General features: G+C 30.6%; 28 protein-coding genes and 1 tRNA gene. 23 read left to right on the forward strand and 6 right to left on the reverse strand.

The genetic code is table 11. The annotated features are described in order from the left end of the window. Window positions 1-184: 184 nt before the first annotated feature. From ACJBCC_RS09520 to ACJBCC_RS09585, 14 genes are all read left to right on the forward strand, one after another. Window positions 185-682, forward strand: coding sequence for a hypothetical protein (locus ACJBCC_RS09520; protein ID WP_407557059.1), 498 nt, complete (start codon window positions 185-187; stop codon window positions 680-682). A 164-nt stretch (window positions 683-846) separates the two neighbouring features. Further along, on the forward strand, window positions 847-1,425 hold the full coding sequence (locus ACJBCC_RS09525; RefSeq protein ID WP_173302517.1) for a hypothetical protein: 579 nt from the start codon (window positions 847-849) through the stop codon (window positions 1,423-1,425). Window positions 1,426-1,605: 180 nt separating this feature from the next. Beyond that, on the forward strand, window positions 1,606-2,493 hold the full coding sequence (locus tag ACJBCC_RS09530; RefSeq protein WP_299097879.1) for a carboxypeptidase-like regulatory domain-containing protein: 888 nt from the start codon (window positions 1,606-1,608) through the stop codon (window positions 2,491-2,493). Between the two features lie 155 nt (window positions 2,494-2,648). After that, complete coding sequence (locus tag ACJBCC_RS09535) at window positions 2,649-2,780, forward strand: hypothetical protein (protein WP_407557060.1); 132 nt, start codon at window positions 2,649-2,651, stop codon at window positions 2,778-2,780. Between the two features lie 10 nt (window positions 2,781-2,790). After that, entirely contained in the window at window positions 2,791-3,423 is a 633-nt protein-coding gene (locus ACJBCC_RS09540; protein WP_407557061.1) for a hypothetical protein, read from the forward strand. Window positions 3,424-3,435: 12 nt separating this feature from the next. Next, the gene (locus ACJBCC_RS09545) at window positions 3,436-3,957 is read left to right on the forward strand and encodes a hypothetical protein (RefSeq protein ID WP_407557062.1); all 522 of its coding nucleotides are present in this window, start codon (window positions 3,436-3,438) and stop codon (window positions 3,955-3,957) included. Between the two features lie 32 nt (window positions 3,958-3,989). Continuing rightward, window positions 3,990-4,886: a hypothetical protein gene (locus ACJBCC_RS09550; RefSeq protein WP_299097890.1), complete on the forward strand. Its 897-nt coding sequence runs from the start codon at window positions 3,990-3,992 to the stop codon at window positions 4,884-4,886. A gap of 552 nt (window positions 4,887-5,438) precedes the next feature. Then, window positions 5,439-6,623: a DUF4198 domain-containing protein gene (locus ACJBCC_RS09555; RefSeq protein WP_407557063.1), complete on the forward strand. Its 1,185-nt coding sequence runs from the start codon at window positions 5,439-5,441 to the stop codon at window positions 6,621-6,623. Further along, entirely contained in the window at window positions 6,623-7,300 is a 678-nt protein-coding gene (locus ACJBCC_RS09560; protein WP_407557064.1) for a HupE/UreJ family protein, read from the forward strand. Before ACJBCC_RS09555 ends, ACJBCC_RS09560 begins: the two co-directional genes overlap by 1 nt. A 101-nt stretch (window positions 7,301-7,401) precedes the next feature. Continuing rightward, complete coding sequence (locus tag ACJBCC_RS09565; RefSeq protein WP_407557065.1) at window positions 7,402-7,533, forward strand: hypothetical protein; 132 nt, start codon at window positions 7,402-7,404, stop codon at window positions 7,531-7,533. 493 nt (window positions 7,534-8,026) lie between these two features. Then, the gene (locus tag ACJBCC_RS09570) at window positions 8,027-8,869 is read left to right on the forward strand and encodes a helix-turn-helix domain-containing protein (RefSeq protein ID WP_407557066.1); all 843 of its coding nucleotides are present in this window, start codon (window positions 8,027-8,029) and stop codon (window positions 8,867-8,869) included. Between the two features lie 90 nt (window positions 8,870-8,959). Next, entirely contained in the window at window positions 8,960-9,112 is a 153-nt protein-coding gene (locus tag ACJBCC_RS09575) for a hypothetical protein (RefSeq protein WP_407557067.1), read from the forward strand. A gap of 144 nt (window positions 9,113-9,256) precedes the next feature. Next, window positions 9,257-9,805, forward strand: coding sequence for a carboxymuconolactone decarboxylase family protein (locus ACJBCC_RS09580; RefSeq protein ID WP_407557068.1), 549 nt, complete (start codon window positions 9,257-9,259; stop codon window positions 9,803-9,805). Window positions 9,806-9,834: 29 nt separating this feature from the next. Continuing rightward, complete coding sequence (locus ACJBCC_RS09585; RefSeq protein ID WP_407557069.1) at window positions 9,835-10,218, forward strand: cupredoxin domain-containing protein; 384 nt, start codon at window positions 9,835-9,837, stop codon at window positions 10,216-10,218. Between the two features lie 83 nt (window positions 10,219-10,301). On the opposite strand, the gene ACJBCC_RS09590 is transcribed toward ACJBCC_RS09585, so the two are convergent. Next, complete coding sequence (locus ACJBCC_RS09590; protein ID WP_299097903.1) at window positions 10,302-10,637, reverse strand: single-stranded DNA-binding protein; 336 nt, start codon at window positions 10,635-10,637, stop codon at window positions 10,302-10,304. Between the two features lie 420 nt (window positions 10,638-11,057). Here ACJBCC_RS09590 and ACJBCC_RS09595 point away from each other — a divergent pair, with 420 nt between their 5' ends. The 6 genes from ACJBCC_RS09595 to ACJBCC_RS09620 all read left to right on the forward strand — a co-directional run bounded on the left by ACJBCC_RS09595 (window position 11,058) and on the right by ACJBCC_RS09620 (window position 14,321). Continuing rightward, the gene (locus ACJBCC_RS09595; protein ID WP_407557070.1) at window positions 11,058-11,558 is read left to right on the forward strand and encodes a hypothetical protein; all 501 of its coding nucleotides are present in this window, start codon (window positions 11,058-11,060) and stop codon (window positions 11,556-11,558) included. Window positions 11,559-11,599: 41 nt separating this feature from the next. After that, the gene (locus ACJBCC_RS09600) at window positions 11,600-12,121 is read left to right on the forward strand and encodes a hypothetical protein (protein WP_407557071.1); all 522 of its coding nucleotides are present in this window, start codon (window positions 11,600-11,602) and stop codon (window positions 12,119-12,121) included. Continuing rightward, window positions 12,118-12,648, forward strand: a complete 531-nt coding sequence (locus tag ACJBCC_RS09605) for a hypothetical protein (RefSeq protein ID WP_407557072.1) — start codon at window positions 12,118-12,120, stop codon at window positions 12,646-12,648. The genes ACJBCC_RS09600 and ACJBCC_RS09605 overlap by 4 nt, the downstream gene beginning before the upstream one ends. A 77-nt stretch (window positions 12,649-12,725) precedes the next feature. Then, window positions 12,726-13,184: a 2-dehydro-3-deoxyphosphooctonate aldolase gene (locus ACJBCC_RS09610; protein ID WP_407557073.1), complete on the forward strand. Its 459-nt coding sequence runs from the start codon at window positions 12,726-12,728 to the stop codon at window positions 13,182-13,184. Between the two features lie 87 nt (window positions 13,185-13,271). Continuing rightward, the gene (locus tag ACJBCC_RS09615; protein ID WP_178991074.1) at window positions 13,272-13,622 is read left to right on the forward strand and encodes a hypothetical protein; all 351 of its coding nucleotides are present in this window, start codon (window positions 13,272-13,274) and stop codon (window positions 13,620-13,622) included. Continuing rightward, on the forward strand, window positions 13,623-14,321 hold the full coding sequence (locus ACJBCC_RS09620; RefSeq protein ID WP_407557074.1) for a hypothetical protein: 699 nt from the start codon (window positions 13,623-13,625) through the stop codon (window positions 14,319-14,321). Here ACJBCC_RS09620 and ACJBCC_RS09625 read toward each other — a convergent pair. Beyond that, the gene (locus ACJBCC_RS09625) at window positions 14,318-14,797 is read right to left on the reverse strand and encodes a CBS domain-containing protein (protein WP_299097920.1); all 480 of its coding nucleotides are present in this window, start codon (window positions 14,795-14,797) and stop codon (window positions 14,318-14,320) included. The two genes, ACJBCC_RS09620 and ACJBCC_RS09625, sit on opposite strands and share 4 nt — an antisense overlap. Before the next feature lie 135 nt (window positions 14,798-14,932). Here ACJBCC_RS09625 and ACJBCC_RS09630 point away from each other — a divergent pair, with 135 nt between their 5' ends. Then, window positions 14,933-15,742, forward strand: a complete 810-nt coding sequence (locus tag ACJBCC_RS09630; protein ID WP_407557075.1) for a hypothetical protein — start codon at window positions 14,933-14,935, stop codon at window positions 15,740-15,742. Between the two features lie 74 nt (window positions 15,743-15,816). Continuing rightward, window positions 15,817-16,524 (forward strand): hypothetical protein, encoded by a 708-nt coding sequence (locus tag ACJBCC_RS09635; protein ID WP_407557076.1) that lies wholly within the window; start codon window positions 15,817-15,819, stop codon window positions 16,522-16,524. 56 nt (window positions 16,525-16,580) lie between these two features. Here ACJBCC_RS09635 and ACJBCC_RS09640 read toward each other — a convergent pair whose 3' ends face one another. Beyond that, on the reverse strand, window positions 16,581-17,108 hold the full coding sequence (locus ACJBCC_RS09640; RefSeq protein WP_407557077.1) for a hypothetical protein: 528 nt from the start codon (window positions 17,106-17,108) through the stop codon (window positions 16,581-16,583). Between the two features lie 175 nt (window positions 17,109-17,283). Between ACJBCC_RS09640 and ACJBCC_RS09645 the strand changes: the two genes are divergently transcribed. Then, window positions 17,284-18,237, forward strand: a complete 954-nt coding sequence (locus tag ACJBCC_RS09645; protein WP_407557079.1) for an NAD-dependent epimerase/dehydratase family protein — start codon at window positions 17,284-17,286, stop codon at window positions 18,235-18,237. Window positions 18,238-18,506: 269 nt separating this feature from the next. On the opposite strand, the gene ACJBCC_RS09650 is transcribed toward ACJBCC_RS09645, so the two are convergent. The 3 genes from ACJBCC_RS09650 to ACJBCC_RS09660 form a co-directional block, all read right to left on the reverse strand. Continuing rightward, window positions 18,507-18,580 (reverse strand) — tRNA-Asn (locus ACJBCC_RS09650). A 95-nt stretch (window positions 18,581-18,675) separates the two neighbouring features. Beyond that, window positions 18,676-20,019 carry an RIP metalloprotease RseP gene (rseP, locus tag ACJBCC_RS09655; protein ID WP_299097960.1) on the reverse strand — a complete coding sequence of 448 codons (1,344 nt, stop codon included), beginning with the start codon at window positions 20,017-20,019 and terminating at the stop codon, window positions 18,676-18,678. 92 nt (window positions 20,020-20,111) lie between these two features. After that, a complete protein-coding gene (locus tag ACJBCC_RS09660; protein WP_407557080.1) occupies window positions 20,112-22,046 on the reverse strand; it encodes a M1 family aminopeptidase in 1,935 nt (644 codons plus the stop codon). Window positions 22,047-22,066: the final 20 nt, after the last annotated feature.

A 22,066-nucleotide genomic window follows, 5' to 3' on the forward strand; every position in this document is an offset into this window, starting at 1 on the left:
ACACATTGCCAAGTCGCTCAAAAATCAACCGCACGAGCCAAAACTTGCCAAAGAGTATGTTTGCCCCAACGCTGAGAAACGAAATGAAAAATAAAGAAGGAAAACACAACAATATGTATAGTGCATAGCACCCTGCGGGATGCTACGACACCATACATGGAACGTTAGCCACAATAAGAAAAAAATGAAAGATATAATCACAATAATTTTATCATTATCAATATTTCTGTTTACATCAATAAGTTTTGGACAAAATACTGTCCAACCAGAAATTTTGGAGAATACAATTGGAGAATGGAAAGGAACTTTAACATATTTAGATTACCAAACAAACGAACCATTCACAATGCCAGTTAATCTGAGAATTGAAAACGGCAAGAATGAATACCAATTCAAATTATTTTTGGAATACCCAAAAGAACAGAACGCAAATAGTACCGACAAAATTAAAATATCAAAAGACGGAACTAAAGTTAATAAAGCTGATGTAATTTCGAACAGGGAAATTTCAGAGGAAAAATTTGAAATAATTACCGAATATTCAGGAAATGATAATAATAAAAAAGCTGAAATTAGAGTAATCTATATTATTGGTAAAGCGGAACTAATTATTCGGAAAGAAGTGAAATTCGAAAATACTGAAAACTGGATATTACGAAACGAATATAATTACAAACGGTAAATTACTGTGGCTAACACCGTGTATATTTAATTGCTTTTTTGAGCTTACGTACGAAAATTCCGCTGGAATTTTCTCGGGTTCGTGGGTTTTTGCTAACTTAGTCGCTAAACCACGCAACTAAGCCATACACAAACACGTTAGCCACAAGCTGAAAAAAATCCATATTGAAAAATAAAAAGGAATATTTAAAAGGAAAATCCGTCTTTATAGTTTCGTTACTTGTCATCGGAATTACAATTCTTACTGTTTATCTGACTGGCGAAAATTATAACCGAAATGTAACGTCGAATTTATATTTATCGTTGTCCATAATTGGAACAGTACTTTTCTTGTTTATGACTTATGGCCTTTACAAAGGAATTGGATTAAAAGACAATTTTCCTAAATTTAGAGAATTTAAGACTGGAGATTTTATTGCACAATCTGGAACTGCACCTGATTTGCCTAGTATAGAAGTTGGAGACGGAATTGGTGGATTAATAATGTCGATTCTACTCTGGATTGGAATGACTATTATAATCTTCCTTCTTCTGATTTTGCTGGAGGCATTTTTTTGGATTTCGATTTTTATAATTTTAGCAATGCTTTATTGGGTGTTTTTTCGAGCTTTAAAATTTGTGTTTTCAAAATCAACAGAAACGAAAGGAGATATCGGAATTTCTGCAATATATTCGTTGACTTATACTATATTGTATTTAGGTTGGATATTCGGAATTGTTTATCTGACTGAAATATTAAGATGAAAAGCCAGATGGCTAACATTGTATATAAAAAATTGCTATTTTGTGCTTAACCAATGTGAGTTGCTTTGTTTGCTTGCATCCGATTTTCCTTCGGAAAATCCTCGCACACAAACACGCAACATTTCATATACGTAACCGTTAGGCAACATTAAAACTCAACCGCAAAAGAAAACACATAATTTGAAAAAAATCTCATTTTTACTTTTTTTAATTAGCATTAACTTAATTAATTCACAAACTATAAATGGAACCGTAAAAGATTCAGTTACTGGAGAAAATGTAGCTTTTGCCAATATAGTTCTGAAAAATGGAAAAGGAACATATTCAAATGAATTTGGAGGGTTTGAATTAGAAATAAAAAATTTTACTACGGATACTTTAAAAATTTCTAACCTTGGTTATGAATCAAAAATTTTGCCTCTAATTAATCTAAAAAAAGCAATAAAATTTGAGATATTATTAAAACCGAGAGTTGAAAATTTAGATGAAGTCTTAATATCAAGCAAAAAAATAAAATATACTGATAAAAAATTATTAGGAGACAAAAAAGAGGGAAATATTGGAGTTACTTCTTTAATTGGCTACGAAACTGCAATTTTTATAGATAATCCAAAAAATATAAAAGGAAAGCTAAAGCGAATCTACATTGATTTAAAGAAAAGAAAAAACGCTGAATATATAGCCACTTTAAATATAAAAATCTACGAGTTAGACTCAATTAATAACAAACCACGAAAATTGTTACACAACAAGAACCTTTATGTCAAACCAAAAAATAAGAAATATCGTTTATGGATAGATGTAAAGGATTTTGATATAAATTTTCCGATAAACGGAGTTTTTATAGGAATAGAAATGGTTAACACTTTTGGTAAAGTAAAAAAATATGCTCGTTTCGGTCCAATGTTTAGATACACAATTAACAAAGATAAAAACGCCAGAACTTGGTCTAATTATCATAATTCAGGTTGGAAAGGTAGCTCAATAGAACATAAAAAATTCAAACGAACTAAAACTGGAATTTCAAATCCTATGGTTGGAATAGAAGTATTATATCCTAAAGAATAATAACGTTGCCTAACACCATATAAAATTAATTACTTCTACTAGCCTACTTACAAAAATCCATATCAACCTTCTATTTCAATTGTATTTACTAAATTAGTGGCTAAAACAAGCTATTAATCAAACCTATTATTGACACAACCAAATTTAATTAAGAAATGAAAAAACTATTATTTATGATATTTATGAGATCAATTATTTTATCATGTGATGAAGAGCCTTGCACAAAAACCATAGATACCTTTGATGGTCCTCAAGAAATAGAAGTTGACTGCGCATTTGCTGATTAAATTTAAAACAATGAAAAACATTTTTATAGTATTATTTATCGTCTTTACTATCACTGTTTCATATTCACAAGATAAAATCACTATTCAATTTACCGATAGTACCGAAATAAAAGGTTATGGCAGAATTAAGTTGAATGGTAATATTCTTTACAGAAAGGAAAAAAAATCAGAAAAAGAGATCTATAGCTATAAGACTGAAAAAAAGGTCAAAAAAGTGACAATTCATTATGACGATTATGATAAAAGTTATGAGTATAAATTCACTTATTTCGATGGCATGAAACATCATAAACTATTAGAAATTTATAAAGCTGGCAAGGTTAATCTCTATATAAAAAACACAACTACAAATACAAATGCAATAGCAACAGGAGGTTTTGGAATGACTTATACAACTACTAGTTATTACATTTCAAAAAAAGATAATGATACAATTATAGACCTAAGACAAGGTAATACGTACTCAAATAGATTTAGAAAAAAAATTGCACCAAAATTTTTTAATGATTGTACGGATTTAATAGACAAAATTAATACTCGAGATTTTTTTAACCGTTATGGAATTGGATCTGTTGTGGACTATTATAATGAAAAGTGTGAATCAAAACAGAAAGTAAAAACACGTGAGACCACAGAAGACTAAAACCAAAAAATAATGACCAACCGAGTTTTATCAGCACTTACAATTAGAATAGCAGGACTATATTTATTCACTAAGATTTTTGATCATTTTGGGTCTTATTTCCTCTCAATTTATGGCGCTTTGATAATGGCACAATTCGATAAATTATTAACTGAACCAATTGATAAGTTATATTTTACAGGAGCGTTTATGACAATAGCCAACATTACTGTTTCACTATTTCTTTTTATAAAAGCAGAATGGATTGCTGAAAAACTAATTAAATCAGAAGAAGAAATAAAAACGGAACTCACCCCTAAATCTTTAACCAAAGTGATTCTATTAACTGTTGGTGTTACTTGGTTGGCACAATTAATCTACCTCATCCCAGAATTCATTGATTACTGTTTTAAATTTATATCTGTAATGAACGGTAACGAAGATTTAGAATTACCAGATTTTGCATTTCCTAAGTATATTCTAAAAACTATACTGACATTAATTATAATATTCCGGATTGAAAAAATATCGAATTGGATTTTAAAGAAAATGTAAAAACACTTTACAACCATTTTAAACGCACATTAATGAACAAAATAATTATAGGAACATTATTGGTTTTTTTAATGCTGTCTTGTCAAAAAAAGGAAGCATATAACTATATCAAAAATTACTATCAAGATGTTTATTTAGCAGAAGAAGCTTACTACAAAAAAGATTATAAAAAGGTTGTAGAAATAATGTCCACTGTAGAAAATAAGTGCGAACTTATTAACCAAAGTATGATTTACGAAATTGAAAAATATGCTGAATCCACTGCTCATATCGGAAAAAACGAAAAAACTTTTGAACTCATCAGAAAATTAATTTTAAAAGGTTATGAATTAGATGATTTTAAAACCAATGCGGCTTTTCAAAATATCATTAACACAACCCAATGGCATGATGTAGAAAAAGAATTTGATTTGTTACACACACAATACCTTAATTCTATCAACCTAGAATTGAGAAAAAAAGTAAGTGAAATGACAAGAATTGACCAACTATATAGACAAAGAGGTCAATATAATCAACAAAAGTGTGACAGTATTGATACTATAAATGAAATAGAATTAAAACAAATTATCGCAACCTATGGTTATCCTGATGACAAAGTTATTGGAGGATATAAAATAGACCAGAAAAGTGTAAATCCAATGATTTTACTGTTTCATTTTGATGATTTCGATTATTGGACAAAGACGCTTAAAGAATTAATTAAAACAGGTCAAGCACCACCAAATAGCCTCGGAAACTTTGTGGATAGTTATCAAAGACGTGTGCCAGAAGAAAAAAAATTCATCTATGGAATTTATGATAATTCAGGAGAAGAAGATATTATAGAATTTGATAAACTCGATGATAGAAGAATTTCAATTGGACTTCCACCTATGAAATTAATGAAGAGTATTGATAGTTTAAAAAGACGACATTATGGATTTTAGAATAAATAAACTCTTGAAACTAAAAAATCGATTTAAGTTCATGATATAAAACCAAACAAATGGAAAACTTTTTTGTCATAATTTTATTTTGTTGCCTTTTATATATGGTGTTTAGCCATATAAAAATTCTATACTACAGAAAGATAAAATCTTTTGATGATGAAATTGAAGCCTTCCTGAAATCAAACAATCAAGAATTTATTGAAAAAAGAAGACCGAATAATGACGACTAGAAAAATAGTGCATTTAAAAAACCTGCTAATGTTGAAGTACGATTTTTTATGTTTCAGGTCAATGGTTCACCAGCAACTTGGACAGAAATAAAACACAGAGTTGTAGTTGCAAAAAACCAAAACCACAAACAGTGCTATTGGTTAGAAATTAAAACAACATATTTTAAAAAAAAAACTGAAATTCACCATCATGGATTCTACATCAAAAAACTAGACCAAATAAAAACTAAAAAGCAAATTTATTTTAGTCATTACTTGTTCCCTAATGTCTTCATTAGACTAATTCTTTTTGTATATTGAAATCATTAAACAACAAATTATGATATTAAATAACGGAAAATTTTCTAAAAAATTAATAACTAAATTTCGCACACCATTTTATCTACTATTGGCTTTTATACTGTTTTGTAGTCATGATCTGTTTATAAAAATGGAATCCTATTTTTTACAACCCAATCAAGAAACCACACTAAGTTTATACAACGGAACTTTTGAGAGTAGTGAAAATACCATAACACGCGATCGCATTTTAGATGCCTCTATTGTAGCTCACGGTAAACGTACTGCAATAGATTCAGCGTCATGGAAAGATCAAGACACAACCCTAACGCAATTAACATTTAATGTCGGTAAACCTGGTACATACGTTGCAGGTGTTTCTACTAAGGATAGAAATATAGAATTAACTGCAGAAAAATTCAATGCCTACTTAAAAAGTGATGGCGTATTTGATATGTTGAAAAAACGAACTAATGATAGTTTATTAGATCAAGACGCTGTTGAAAATTATCAAAAACATGTAAAAGCCATATATCAAGTTGGTGATATTAAAAGTAATGACTGGAAAACCATTTTGGGTTACCCAATTGAGTTTGTACCACAAGCAAATCCTTATGAAAAGCATAGTGGCGAAAAATTAGATTTACTGTTACTACTCGATGGTGAGCCACTGACTAACCAACTCGTTTTTGCAAATTATGTTAAAGATAATCATACACACAAACATAGCGATGAAGGTAAAGCACATAAGCATGAAGGAGGAAGCCATGAGCATGAGCATGCTAATAATACCAATGAGCATTCGCACAACGACAGCCACAACCATGAGAGCGATGGAGAACATCACAGCCATGAAGATGCAACTACCTCTGATAGTCATAGCCACGCACATGACGATTCTGAAAAAGAGCATTCGCACACTAATGGTCAACAATTACAAACTAATGATAAGGGTATTGTTACAGTAGACTTGCCAGAAGATGGTACTTACTATGTACGCACTATTAGTATGAAAAATGTTATTGATAGCGATACACTAACTCATAAATCTAAATGGGCAACACTTACTTTTGGTGTTAGCCACTCTCACGATCCTAATTCTAAAACAGATAGTCACAGTCACGATCATGAAGATGAGAATGGATTACCAATATGGGTTTTCATTTTAGCTAGTGTTTTTATTGTCGCCATTTTATTTTTAATCTTTAGAAAAAAAGAGTCATAATGGCAATTAATTTCAAACGGTCATTAACTGTTACATTATTAATGATTCCGGTTTTAGGCATCGCTCATGGTGTCACTGATGCTGACCAAGAGCTTTTGCTACAAGGCGGATTATGGGCTTACATTAGAGTTGGTGCAACTCATATGCTAACAGGTTATGACCACCTTCTGTTTTTAGCTGGTGTTGTATTTTACTTAAAGAATTTTAAAGACATTCTTAAATTTATTAGTGTTTTTACAATAGGCCATTGTATCACATTAATTGGCGCAACATATGCTGGTATTACCGCCAATGATCATTTAATTGATGCTGTGATTGCATTAAGTGTTTTATATAAAGGTTTTGAAAACTTAAATGGCTTTAAAAAACTAAATATTAATGTTCCTAATTTATTATTAATGGTTGGTATTTTTGGGTTAATCCATGGGTTTGGATTGTCTACTAAACTGCAGTCATTTGATTTAGGTACTGATCAATTATTAGCAAAGATTTTGTGTTTCAATTTAGGTGTAGAAATAGGGCAAATATTAGCATTAATCCCTATTGTATTCTTAATTACACTTGCCAGAAAAAGCAATCAGTTTTCTGCTTTTTATAAAGCGGTTAATTGGTATTTAATTTTAGCAGGTGTTGCGTTATTTATCTATCAAATGTATGGCTACTTTTCTAGTCATTAGCATAATGTATTGATATTGAAACCTTATTGATTAACTAACTTAAATGCAAATAAACAAAAGCGTACGCTTATAAAACATTCAACTTTGCAATACTACTAACAATGATGTTTGCTGTAATAAGCTGTTTAGATGACGACGATTGTCCTAACGAAATGATAGTTAATAATAATCTCGAAAGTGTAGAAAGAGCTGAAGACTTTGATCTCGAGCCTTCAAGACCTATAGGAGAATAAATGGCCAAATAAAAATGAAAAATAAAACCTTAATAATCACTAATAGTATTTTATTATTAATTGCACTATACACCTTCATAGCGATTCACTTACCATCTATTTTAAATTTTTCCAATAAAACAGATTATGTTTCTAAAGGAGGAGATCATCTTACAGACGGTTTATTTGTGTATTTATTTCACTATTGTGTTCTCATTATCTTTTACCTACTTAATGTCAGCATTATAATAAAAAGTCTTAATAAAAGAAAGTCAAACCTTGTCATAGCCATTATATCTACGTTAATTATGATCAGTTTTCACTTTATAGGGAATAGTAAAATAGACGAAAATACTATCCAAGTTGAAGCGTTAGAATAACAGAATTGTAAAAACGTAAATCAATAGAACGTTCTATTCTAAAACCTGAAACACAAATCGCTTTATTTATCATTTTTTAAATAAATAATCTAGCTCTTTTGTAATTTTTAGTTGATTTTATAGACTTAAGAGCTATGATTTACACATTTAAAGAATTTTCTACAAATGCCATTTTTAGTATTGGCAATGCGGATGATTTGCGCGCCTTTAAAACAGCAAAACAATGTGAGTTATTTACATTTATTTGGGCGAAGTTAGAAGCTGTAGAGTTAATTATAGACAATGTACCTATTACAGTACCTGCCAATAGTATATTAGCACTTACACCAATTCAATACCTTCAATATATTAATGGTAAGCATGCCATTGTATATCAATTTAATCGTGAATTTTATTGTATTAAAGATCATGATCAGGAAGTAAGTTGTGTTGGTATTTTATTTTTTGGAAATACCAATATTCCTATTATTCATTTAGATACTGTTGAGCAACTAAAATTTGATACGCTACATGAAGTTTTTATTGACGAATTAGAAACTGAAGATAACATTCAAGCTGAAATGCTCAGAATGTTAATGGCAAGATTTATCATTAAAACCACTCGTTTATTAAAAGCTAAGGAAGGCATTACAGAATCGCCTAAAAGCTCTAAAGTAGATTTGCTGCGTGAATTTAATTACTTAGTTGAGCAACATTTTAAAACAGAACACAGCGTATCTTTCTATGCCGAAAAATTATTCAGATCGCCAAAAACGCTTTCTAATAACTTTGCCAAGTTAAATAGAAGTCCATTACAAATTATACATGATCGTATTGTGCTAGAAACCCAACGTCAATTAGTTTATACTGATAAAACAGCAAAAGAAATTGCTTATGATATTGGTTTTGAAGACGCATCACACTTAAGTCGCTTGTTTAAAAAAATCACTTCCATATCACCTTCAGACTATAAAAAACGCCTTAAAACTCATAGTTAGGAAAAATTGACATGCTTAAGGGCAAATTCTTCATTTTATGTCATTGATATCTAGAGCATCTTTGCACTGTAACATTAAAACAACAGTAAGATGAAATTTAAAAACAAATCTATATTCAATCTCATAGAGATCTTTACCAATAGTCCAAAAAAAATAGCAAGCACTATTAATACCGAAACACATTGTGCTCAAAAGCACATTCACGACTTTTATTGTGATGCAGAAAAGCCTTATATAGGCTAATTTCTATCACTGGGAAAAATTGACATGTCATTGGGAATAACAACCATTTTTTGACATTGAGATTTGAAGCAACTTTGTACCATCAAAACATAAAACAATTCACAAACTTTCTAATTTAAGATTAGAGTAAAATTATTTAAAAACATGAGCACATTTAATATTTTAAAAAGAGAAGACGTAAGCGCTAATAACCAAGCCATATTTGACAACCTTAATAAAGCACTTGGTTTTGTGCCTAACTTGTATGCCACTTACGCTAATAGTGACACAGCATTAGAAAACTACTTAAATTTTGCCAATGCAAAAACATCTTTATCAGCTAAAGAAAAAGAAGTTGTAAACCTTGCAGTAAGCCAAGTAAACGATTGTATTTATTGTTTATCTGCACATACAGCAATAGGCAAGATGAATGGCTTTACAGACGAGCAAATATTAGAGTTTAGAGCTGGCTATTCATCAATTAACAACAAACTTGATGCTTTAGCAAAATTGGCTAAAAACATTACCGAAAATAGAGGGAAAACAGACCAAACTGTATTAGAAAATTATTTTAATGCAGGTTATACAAAAGGAAACTTAATTGATACTATTTCTTTAGTTGGAGATAAAACAATTTCTAATTATGTACACAGTACAACATTAGTTCCTGTAGATTTTCCCTTAGCACAACCTTTAGAATTAGAAACTAAATAATTAATTATAAACTTTAAAATAAAAAAAAAATGAAAAACATAATCGCAATTATAGCTATAGCATTAACTTTTACACTAAACGTAAATGCACAAGATCAATTAACAGCTAAAGCAAAAACCGTAACCTTAGAACAAACTAAAGGTGAATTCACTCAGAAATCATTAACATTAACAGAAGGAAGTTACATTTTTGAAATTGCCAACAATAATGTTGGTAACCAAGTAGGATTTGTTTTGGTCCCTAAAGGAAAGGATGCATCGAAACCAGAAAATCACATTAAAACGGCTTACGTTACTAAAGCCGTAGAAAACAATACTAGTGAAACTAGTAATGTAACCAACTTAGAAAAAGGAAAATACATTTATTTCTGTCCATTAAATAAAACACCTCAATATACTTTAACCGTAGAATAAATTAATCATTACTCTGCCAAATATGTTAATTATACAAAAAGAGCAACCCATGGGTTGCTCTTTTTATATAAAAATGAAACAATTTAGTTCTTACCTAACATCAAAAGCTCGTTACAAACTACTTCTGTTGTGTATCGCTTTATGCCATCCTTATCTTCCCAAGTTCTAGACGTCAACTTACCTTCTATTGCAATCTCTTTTCCTTTCGTAATATATTTTTCAATAATTTGAGCGGTTTTTCCCCAAGCGACAACATTGTGCCATTGCGTGTCATTTACTTTTTCGCCTTGCGCATTTTTATAACTATCATTTGTAGCGATAGAAAATTTAGCGAGGATTTTTCCTGATTCAAAATTAGTAATTTCTGGATCATTACCTAAGTTACCAATCAACTGTACTTTGTTTTTAAGCGTGTTCATAATTTCTAAATTTTAATGGTTAAACAGTTAATACTATCGAGTTCTTATGTTTCGACACTGCAAAGATGTAATGGCTTGCAAACTATATTCGGTAATTAATCACTTACATTCGTTTGTAAACGATTGTAGTTGTTTAAAAACACTTAAAAGCTTGTGATTGCTGAGAAATCAATGAGTTTTAAGTTAATGAGCATCCAAGGAAAAGATGCCAAATTTTTGATATTTCGTAAAGATAAAGCTTAGTACCAACACCATGTGAAGATGTTTCTGCCAAAAGTTTACACTTCAAAAATAGAGAGTACTAAGAGGATTTATATTAACTGATAATTTATTATGATTTTAGTTTACGTTGTTTAAAACCTCATTTCTAATTATGTTATATTTAACCAATATACATTCACTTAGAAATATCAAAGTAAATTGAAAACAGGGAAACTACAATTGCCTAACACAACTAACGTTGCCAAAATTTTAAACCGAAATTACTATATCATTATAATTGTGATTATAGTTTTTGCAGTTATAAATTACGACCTGTTTAGCTCAGAACCTAAATATCTCATTACAGAAGGTTTCTTTTGGAAAGGAATAGCTATTGTGTTTCAATTAGCATTTTTAACCTCTATTATTCAGTGGCATTTTAAAAAAAAGAAAATCGTTGATATCCTGCACAATGGAATTATTACTAAAGGGTATCTAAAATTTACTGAACGTATAAAACCGAACAAGACATCTGCATTCTATATACATTTATTTGAATATGTAGTTGATAATAAAACTTTTGAAATAACATTGAAAAGCAAACGTAAAACTGTAAATTCAGATTTTATTATATATCAATTAAACGATCCTAAGAAAGCAGTTGTATTTGAAGGTTTACCATCAAAACTAAAAAGTTTAATAGAAGCTTCTCCTAGATAAAATTGATATAAATATTAAATTATTAATATCACAAAGTTTCAATGTTTACACCAACGTTAAGACTCATATTTGTTATTATAGGAATAATAACAGCCATTTTTTTTTACACTGAAGCCATGTATTCTAATATGGTAATGATGTTAATTGCTAGTGCTTTATTTGTTTATGGTTATTATAAATCAGGAACCGTTTACGCTGCCTTTCAACAGTTAAAAAAACAAAACTTTAAAAAAGCTGAAGCTTTGATTTCAATGATTAAAAATCCTGATCGATTAAGCAAAGGGCAAAAGAGCTATTATTATTTTAGTAAAGGTATTATAGATTCTGAAAAAGAAGACTGGGACAATGCATATACAAATCTTATAGAAGCCAACCGTATTGGACTAAGAACTAAAAATGACACCTCTATTGTATTACTCAACTTGGCCAACGTAGAGTTTGAACGAAAAAATTATGCATCTGCCGTAAACTATATTAAACATACAAAAGAATTTAAATTACAACCACTTATTAAAACCGAACTCGATAAATTAGAAAAGGCCATTAATTCAGTGCAAGGATGATTAAAGAAGCGTTTCAAAAACTAGCAGATGAGTACCAAACTAATTATCATCTTAAAACGAGAAGAGTTACTGGTATAGAAAATTCTACATTAGAAATAGATATTTATAAAATAAAGATTCCTTACCATCAGCATACCATTCAAATTAAATATGAATTTGGTAATCATAATATGGCTGTAATAGAAACCACATTAATACCCAAAACAATCATTCCTAATATTGAATTAACTACAAGAAGTCATTTTTCGAGATTACTTAGCTTTAAAGCTAAAAGATGGTCTATTAAATCTTCTAACAGACTGCTAGAAAGAACAATTTTAGAAAATTTAAAAGCAACCCAGTTAACAGAGCTAGCAGAGAAAGAAGCTTTTGAGCCTATTATAAAAGGCTACCAAAAAAATGAGAATTATATACTCAATACGCAGTTCTATTTAGGCTTTAATAACAAAGAAAAGACATTGGTTCCTATTATTACATTTTATAAAAACATGATCGATTATTTAGACAGAAATTATGGCAGCTATTAATTTAAGCAACATAGTTACTTTATATATTTTATCAATTTAATTCATTAAATTAGAAGCACTAAACCAAACCTAATAGAATGAAGAAATATGCTATCTTATTTGCCCTAACCGTATTACTAATATCATGTGGTTCTAAAAAAGAAGTTCCATCAAATAAAGTGAATGCTGAAAATAAAAATGTTGCCCAAATTTTAAAGGATAGTAATACGTTTTTAATAACAGAAATTTCTACAGATAAAACATATGGTCTAACACCAGAAAATGCAGTCGAAGTTGGTGGCTCTAAAGAAAAGGAAGGTCCTAGAAATGAACGACGTTATCTCAATGCTCTAACTGGTCCTAATGGTGAAGCAATTTCATACTTTAGAGCAGGTAGCTGTTGCCCAGTAGAAAGTAAAAATGGATTGATGGGTTATGCCATGTTAGATAATTACAGAGTAACATGGGAAAACGCAAAAGACACCGTTTCTATTTATATTAACATGTACGATTCTGGTAAACTTAAAGCACCTGTTGGGTTTACGATAGCGAAATAAAACTTTCGCTTAGTACCATCTAATGAACTAAAAATCATTACCATTCAAAAATTATAATTAGTATATTGTTGATACAAATTTAAAATTATGCGCAAAAAGTGTCCAGAATGTGGTGATGTTATTATTGGCAGAATCGATAAAAAATACTGTAGTGATGGCTGTAGAAATGCGCAAAATAACCGTCTTAATAAAGATTCTAAAAACCTCGTAAGAAATACCAATAACAGATTACGAAAAAACTACAGAATACTTGAAGCTCTTAACCCAAACAAAAAAATGAAATGCTCAAGAGCTAAATTGATTGAAAAAGGTTTTGATTTTAATTACTTCACTAGTATTTATACTACAAAGGCTGGTACTGTTTATTATTTTGTATATGACCAAGGTTACTTACCTCTCGAAGGTGAATATTATGCATTAGTAAAACGCGATGATTAAATGATTAAAATAATTTCTCAAAATTTTGAGTTTCTAATACCTGTATTGTTTGCGGTTGGGATAATAACAGTCTTAATTGTAAGTTATTTTTTCAGCACAAAAAAGAACATTCTAAGAGCCTTATTAAAAACACCTGTAAAACCTATCAATAGGATTAGAGAAAATGAGTATGCAAAAATAATTGGTAAAGCAAAATATGTGCATGAGCCATTAGTTGCTCCTTTAAGTGGTAAGAAGTGCGTATACTATCATGTTATCATAGAGCAAAAAGTAAAAAATGGCTGGAGCAAATATGCTGAGGACAAAAAAATGCAAGATTTCTTTATAGAATCTGGTAATGAACTCGCTCTTATAAATGCAACGCAAGCCAATAAATATTCTCGCGTATACCTCGTAAAAGATCATATTTTAAAAAGTGGATTTTTAAATGATGCTTCACCGCTTCAAACAAATTACCTTAAAAGCTTAAACAAAAAAAGCACCAATCTTTTAGGCCTCAATAAAACATTAAGGTATAAAGAAGGAGTCATAGAATTAGACGAAGTAATTGCAATAAAAGGCATTGCAAAATGGAAAAGCTTAAATCAACCAATTGAAGGTTATTCTTATTCTAAAATCCTTCAAATATTTGGGAATGAAAAACAAAAGTTTCTTCTAACAGATATGCCAGAAGCTCTAAAAAAAGACAGAAGACTTTAACCTTTAGTAGCGCTATTCCAGTTTTCTCCTTTTAATTGTAGCGCTGCCTTTAAAATATCTTTTTGGCTAATTTGACCAATTAATTTTCCATTCTCCACAATAGGAAAACGTCGTCTTTTCGATTGTAAAAACTTATTAGCTGCATCAAAAACATCAAGATTTGCGTCTATAGTTTCTACATTAGTAGCCATACGTTTTTCTACATTATCATGCTCTAATGGCATGTTATAGTATCTACTTTCACTTAATTGTTTTAGGCAATCACCCTCAGAGATAATACCTACCAACTGTTGGTTACTATTAACGACTGGTCCACCAGAAATTTTGTTTTTTATAAGTGCCTCTACAACTTCTTGCACAGACTGTTCTGGTCTAAATGTTATGAGGTTTGTTGTCATGTAATCTCTTACTTTTAGGGCTATTGTTTGCGAAGCATTTTGTTGCTTACGAGAACCTTGAAAACTTTTTACTGGCATAACAATTGTTTTTAGAGTGAATACTAAAGTTACTGAAAATTAATTGGTTAACCAAATTCAACTATAACAGTACTATTATTTCGTACCTTTGAAAATATAATTCTATACTATTAACTCCATCAATTTAAATATATATTGAAAGCACAAATTAGCGTTATTGGCTGTGGTTGGCTAGGCTTACCTTTAGCGAAAGCCTTAATTACTGACGGGTTTAAAATTCATGGTTCTACAACCTCAGTTGAAAAATTAAAAACGCTTAATCAATTTGAAATAGAGCCCTTTTTATTAACCTTAAATGAAAACGGGATATCAGGAGATTATGCGCAGTTTTTATCCGGAAGCGAAACCATAATTGTTAACATTCCACCAGGATTAAGACGAGATCCAGACAAGAATCACGTCGCAGAATTAAAACATTTAATACATGCCATTGAAGAAAGCACTCTTAAAAACGTACTCTATATTAGTTCTACCTCTGTTTTTCAAAATGAAGAAAATTTTAAAACTATAACCGAAAACACTAAGCCAAACGCCAAGTCAAATAGTGGACAACAACTTATAGAAATAGAAAATATGTTTATCAACAACCCTAATTTTAATACTACAATATTAAGATTTGGTGGCTTGTTTGATGCGCAAAGACATCCTTCAAAAATGTTATCTGGTAGAGAAAATGTTTCTAACCCAGAAGCTCCAATTAATTTAATTCATAAAACGGACTGCATTGCAATAATTCATAAAATTATTGAAATCAAATCTTGGAACAATATAATAAACGCTGCATATCCTAAACATACTAATAAAGAGCAGTATTATAAAACTTATTGTAAACAGCATAATTTACCGTTACCAAATTATAACACTTCAGCAAAAAGTAAAGGAAAAATTATAGACAGCTCAAAATTGGTACAACTTTTGGATTATACTTTTAAGGTAGAACCTTAGAAATTAATAGATTTTTAAGACCATTTCTTAGAAATTTTTATAGATTTAGCCATTAATAAACTAATTAAATACAAATGAAGACGATTACTATTGCATTTCTTATGCTATTTTCTGTAAGCTTATTTGCACAGACTAATACAGAATTAAAAGATCACTACGAAGCATATTATAAACAAATGAAAAAACAAGGTGATGTACAAGGCATAATAAATGCCATGACACATCTCGAAGTTTTAGAGCCTTCGGTAGCTCGTAGAGATACTATTGCGTACATCTACCTTTCTGAAGGGCAATATCTGCAAGCTTTAAATACTATTGGTGTTGAAAAAAACGAAACAGATTCTGATATCAATGTTGAAGTAAAAGCCTTAGCATTAAAAAATCTTAATCAGCCAAAAATGGCATTAGAACATTTTGAAATATTATTTGTCCGTAACCCAAACGTTTATTTGGCTTATGAAATGGCAGATATGAAAATGCAAGTAAATGATTTGGTTGGTGCAAAATTAAATATTGATTATGCATTAGCAAACGTAAAGGACGAGGACAAACGCGCTTTCTACGAGACAAAACAACCTTACGAAACATCAATGAAAGCTGCTCTTTTGTACTTAAAAGGCTTATTAAAGTTTAATGAAAATAAAACTGCAAATGTAGATATCGCATTACAGTTATTTAATGAAGCATTAGCCATAGACCCTAATTTTAATATGGCAAGAATTAGTAGAGAAGCTTTAGAAGCTCAAAAAGCGCAACGTGCAGCTGCAGAGCAAAAAAATTAAAAACATCGGTTTTTTAAATAAAAAAAGCAGCTCAATGAGCTGCTTTTTTTATTTAATCATTCTGGTTGTATATCATTATACATATCGCGTTCTAACTTTTTATTAACTTGATAGTTAAGGTTAGAAAATGCTACAAAAACGTCCTTAATACCTTGTAATTTATCCCTTCTAGAAATATTATCTAATGTTAAATATTCATTTAGTTTTAAGAGTGCAGTTTCAATAATTACATTTCTAGATTGTATTGGGTTGGTTCTAAACGTATTTGGCATACTTGCCTTAAAACCTTTAATAAACTCCTGTAAAGCTGCAACATCATTATTAAAAAAAGAAAAATCGCCTTTCTTTAAAAATTCTATCTGCTTCGCCAATTCATGATAATCTGCCCAAGGAACAAGCTCTTCTTCAGCTTCAGGACTTAGGGCATAATCTTTATAGGATATACTTTCAATAGTTTTAGCTGTAATTTTTTTTTCTTGGTTACTGTTCTCAATAACCTCTTCTTCCGTAGTTGCTGTTTTGTCATTACCACAACTAAGCATCATAACACCAAAGAGAATAAAAACGACAAATGAAATCTTCATAAATGCATGTAATTTAAGATTGTAAAGATACTTAAACTAAATATTCTATTATTTAGTATTAACACTCCTGTTTTAAGATTGAAAACTTCACAATGAAACACGCTATTTTCTGAAAAATTTAATATTGCATCGTATATTTTCTTATTATTTTTGCGAATAAAATAATTAAGAGCAAATGTCTTCAAAAATATTAATCATTGGTGCCTGTGGGCAAATTGGTACAGAACTTACCATTAAATTAAGACAAATCCATGGTGTGGATAATGTTATAGCAAGTGATATCAACACTAGAAAATTAGATTTAGTAAATGCAGGACCATTTGTAATCTTAGATGCTAAAAACTTCAATGCCATTAAAGATTGCTGCATCAATAATAATGTAGATACAGTTTATCTAATGGCTGCACTATTAAGTGCAACAGGTGAAAAATATCCTATGGAAGCATGGGATTTAAACATGAATTCACTTTTTCATGTTCTTAATTTAGCTAAAGGTGGACATATTAAAAAAGTGTTCTGGCCTAGTAGCATTGCTGTTTTTGGGCCAACTACACCAACCGAAAACACACCACAACATACCATCAGCGAACCTACAACGGTTTATGGAATTACAAAGCAAGTCGGTGAGCGTTGGTGCGAATATTACTATAATAAATATGGCGTAGATGTTAGAAGCATTCGCTATCCTGGCATCATTAGCCATAAGGCCATGCCTGGAGGTGGAACTACCGACTATGCCGTTGAAATTTATCACGAAGCAATAAAAGAAGGTAAATACGAAAGCTTTTTAGCTGCAGACACAAATTTGCCGATGATGTTTATGGATGATGCCATTAAAGCAACAACAGAAATTATGGCTGCTCCTTCAGAAAATTTAACTATAAGATCGTCATACAACCTGTCTGCAATAAGTTTTACGCCAAAAGAAATTGCAGATAGTATTAAAGCAGAAATGCCTGAATTTAAAATGAGTTACAAACCAGATTTTAGACAAGCTATTGCAGATAGTTGGCCATCGTCAATAGATGATAGTGTCGCTCGTAAAGACTGGAATTGGTCGCACGATTTTGATCTTAAAACCATGACTTCAGAAATGCTAAAGCAATTAAAGAAAAAATATAAGGCGTAATTTAATCTGCCTTAAATATAATTATAAAATTCCCATCTTTTCTTGATGGGATTTTTTTGCTCTTTACTTTTTAATAAGCTTTTTCTAATCTCTTCTTTTGACGCAATAATTTATTCTGAAATCTAATAGAGCGATTCAAACGAGTCTAAATAAAAGTTATAAATCATGTGAAATTTTAAAAATTTTTAAGTGAATAATATATGATTAGAAAATAATTAGCAAAGTGTAAATAAACAAAAAAGCCATTACTTTCGTAATGGCTTTGTATGCTCCTCTTCTTAGGCTCGAACTAAGGACCCTCTGATTAACAGTCAGATGCTCTAACCAACTGAGCTAAAGAGGAAGGTTATTTTTCGCGTTAGCGAGCGCAAATATAAATCATTTTTTTGATTCCTACCAAATGAAATAATATTTTTTTCATGTTAAAATGAAAAAAATTTAATCTGTTATCGCTTTGAAGATATCATTTCCGTTCGCAAACAATACTAAAGCGATTAAAATAAAGAATCCAACCATTTGTGCACGCTCTAAAAACTTCTCACTTGGTTTTTTACCTGAAATCATTTCGTATAGTAAAAACATCACATGTCCACCATCTAATGCTGGTATAGGCAGTAAATTAAGTATCGCTAACATTACTGATAAAAAAGCTGTTAATCCCCAAAAATAAGACCAACTCCATACCGGAGAAAACTGATCGTATATGGCTTTAAATCCTCCCAAGCCTTTATAAGCACCAGTTTTAGGATTAAATATCGCTTTTAATTGATCAAAGTAGTTTGTTATAGTTTTAGTAAACTTACGTCCACCAGCACCAAAACTTTCTCCAAAAGTGTATTCCTTTCTAAATACTTCAAAATAGCCTAATTCGTCAAATCTTGAAGCGTTATAACCTGGTCTAATTCCAAATTTACCTTCTGCATCTAACATTAATTCTTTATTAACTACAGAATTATCTTTCTTTAGAACTTCAACCATTACGGTTTGGTTACTTAAATTTTTAGTGAATTCTTCAACTTGATCAAAGTAGGTTAACTCTTTTCCGTTAATACTTTTTATAATATCACCTTGTACTAATCCTTTATTTACATTTAATGAGGTATCTGCTACCTTATCTACCATAAAAGGCATTCTAAACTCAAAATTAAGTTTGCTTTTACTAGATGAGTATTGACCTAAAAAGTCTTCTGGCAATGTAATTACTTTCTCCTCGCCTGCTCTATTAATTGTAATTGTTTCTGCACTTATTAAATTATAACCAATATCAGAGTCGTTTATAATTGGTGTATCATTTATAACTAAAACTTTATCGCCTGTTTTAAAACCTATATCTAATAACGCAGGATTATCTATCCAATAACCATCTTTTAAGCTATCTACTTTTACATCTGCATCGCCATAAACAAAAGACATTGCTACATAAATAACATATGCCAAAATAAAATTAACGGTAACACCACCTAACATTATAATGAGTCGCTGCCAAGCTGGTTTAGAACGAAATTCCCATGGTTGTGGAGGCAATGCCATTTGCTCCTTATCCATACTTTCGTCTATCATTCCGGCGATTTTCACATAACCACCAAGTGGTAACCAACCAATGCCATAAACGGTATCTCCTATTTTCTTTTTGAAAAGTGAAAATTTAACATCAAAAAAGAGGTAAAATTTTTCAACTTTAGTTTTAAAAAGTTTAGCAGGTATAAAGTGCCCAAGCTCGTGCAAAACAATAAGCAAAGACAAACTAAGTAAGAATTGAGATATTTTTATTATAAATTCCATGTAATTTTTTTCAAAATGCGATTCGCAAAAGTAAGGTATTTATATCAAAAGAAAAGCCTATTTAATTGACATAAATTTTTAGAGTTTCAACTCTAATTTTTAATAATACGTTTGTTAATTATCTGATCTTCCGTTTGAAACTGAATAAACAATAAACCAGAGGCTAAAGCATTTAAATCTAATTGTGACTTCCAACTATCTTCAAGTATTAATTGCCCTAAACTATTATATATTTTAATACGTTTTACATCAACAGACTCTGGTTTTAAAAAATTTACTACTGATGATGTTGGACTTGGATAAACCGAAATATCATTATTAATAGCATAGTCTAACGTACTTAAAGTAGACGTATTGTTTTTTGAAATAAGATGTGCATCTGGATCTACCAACACATCTTGAATGGTAAAATTTACTGTTTCTAAAAACTGTTGATTGTTAACCGTATGATCTAATACAATATCTAAAGTTTCACCCAATGTACCCAAAACCCTTATAGGTAAACCTGCTTCAAAAAACGAAACTGATGCATGGCTTTGCGTTTGTGACACAATAAGATTGAGTTGATTTCCGTCTTGATCCCAATCGACACTATAACTTGGATAACCTTGGTTGTATAGCCAATCATCAAAAAACTCATCTAATGTTTCACCAGTAGATAATTCCATAACATCAATAAAATCTTGTGTTTTAGCATAATCGAAAGCCAAATCTGGTTCGGCTAAATAATCTTGTAAGCCTTGATAAAAATTGGCATCTCCTAACTGACGCCTTAGCATATGCAAAACCATAGCACCTTTACTATAACTTAAACGACTATTAAAAATCCTACCTACTAAAGTGGTATCTTGATCTGTGAGATAAACTGCGCCTCCTGGTTGCGATGTAATACTATTAACGGTTTGTTGCCTCCAGTTAGTAAAACTAGCTTCGCCATCTAAATCTTCAATCACCAACGCAGCCAAATACGTAGCAAAACCTTCATTTAACCAAATATCCTTCCAACTACCACAGGTAATTTTATTTCCAAACCATTGATGTGCTAATTCATGTGCAATTAAACCTCTACTAAATGAGCCCATAAAGGAAATAGTGGTATGTTCCATACCTCCTCCCCAGCCAAATTGTGCATGACCATATTTTTCGTCCGCAAAAGGGTATTCTTCAAACAAATTTGTGAAAATATCCATTATATCTACAGTAATTTCGGTACTTGCCTGTGCACTCACCAAACTTTCTGGGTAGACGTAATTTATAATTTCAAAAGGATTTCCGTTGTTAGGAACTTGGTGTAAATACACTTCATAGTTGGTAACAGCAAATGCAATTAAATAAGCGGGAATGAGATGCTTATGCTTAAAACGAGTGGTTTTTTCGGAATTCTGCGTTTCTTGGCTAATTTCTAATCCGTTTGAAGCCACGACATAACTTTCATTGCTAGCATTAAATTCTGGCGTTGTTACATATATATCTACAGAATCTATTTTATCTATTAAATCTTGTTTACAAGGCCACCAACCTTTTGCTCCATAAGGTTCTGAAAGGGTCCACATTATAGGATCTCCATTATGTGTAGTTTGCTCAAAAGACCCAAAACCTGAACTTATAGGATTACCTGAATAACTTACCGATAAAGAGTCTAAAACACCCAAAGCTTGCGTAGCAGGCAATGTAATTATTAATTCATCATTGGCATTTTGCTCAAAGTTTAAACTATTACCACGTTGCACAACTTGAGACACTATCATGTTATCAGCCAAATCAAATGTTATTGTTGTAATGGCTTCTTTGGCTTCAAAATAAGTAGTGACTTCTCCATCAATCTGAGAAACTGAAGGATCTACATTAAGCTCTAATCTATGATATTTTACGTCGTAATTCCCAGTATTTGCATTTTGGCTATTCAGCATTTGACTTAATGCCAAATTAGCTTCAGAAGATCGAATTGCATTTAACGTCTCATGATAATCTTGAGCATTAATTTGCAATGCAAACATTAGGAATAAGCACCCTAAAAATCGTTTCATAATACACACTTTTTAATGTT

Source organism: Winogradskyella sp. 4-2091, assembly GCF_045765065.1.
GTDB lineage: Bacteria > Bacteroidota > Bacteroidia > Flavobacteriales > Flavobacteriaceae > Winogradskyella.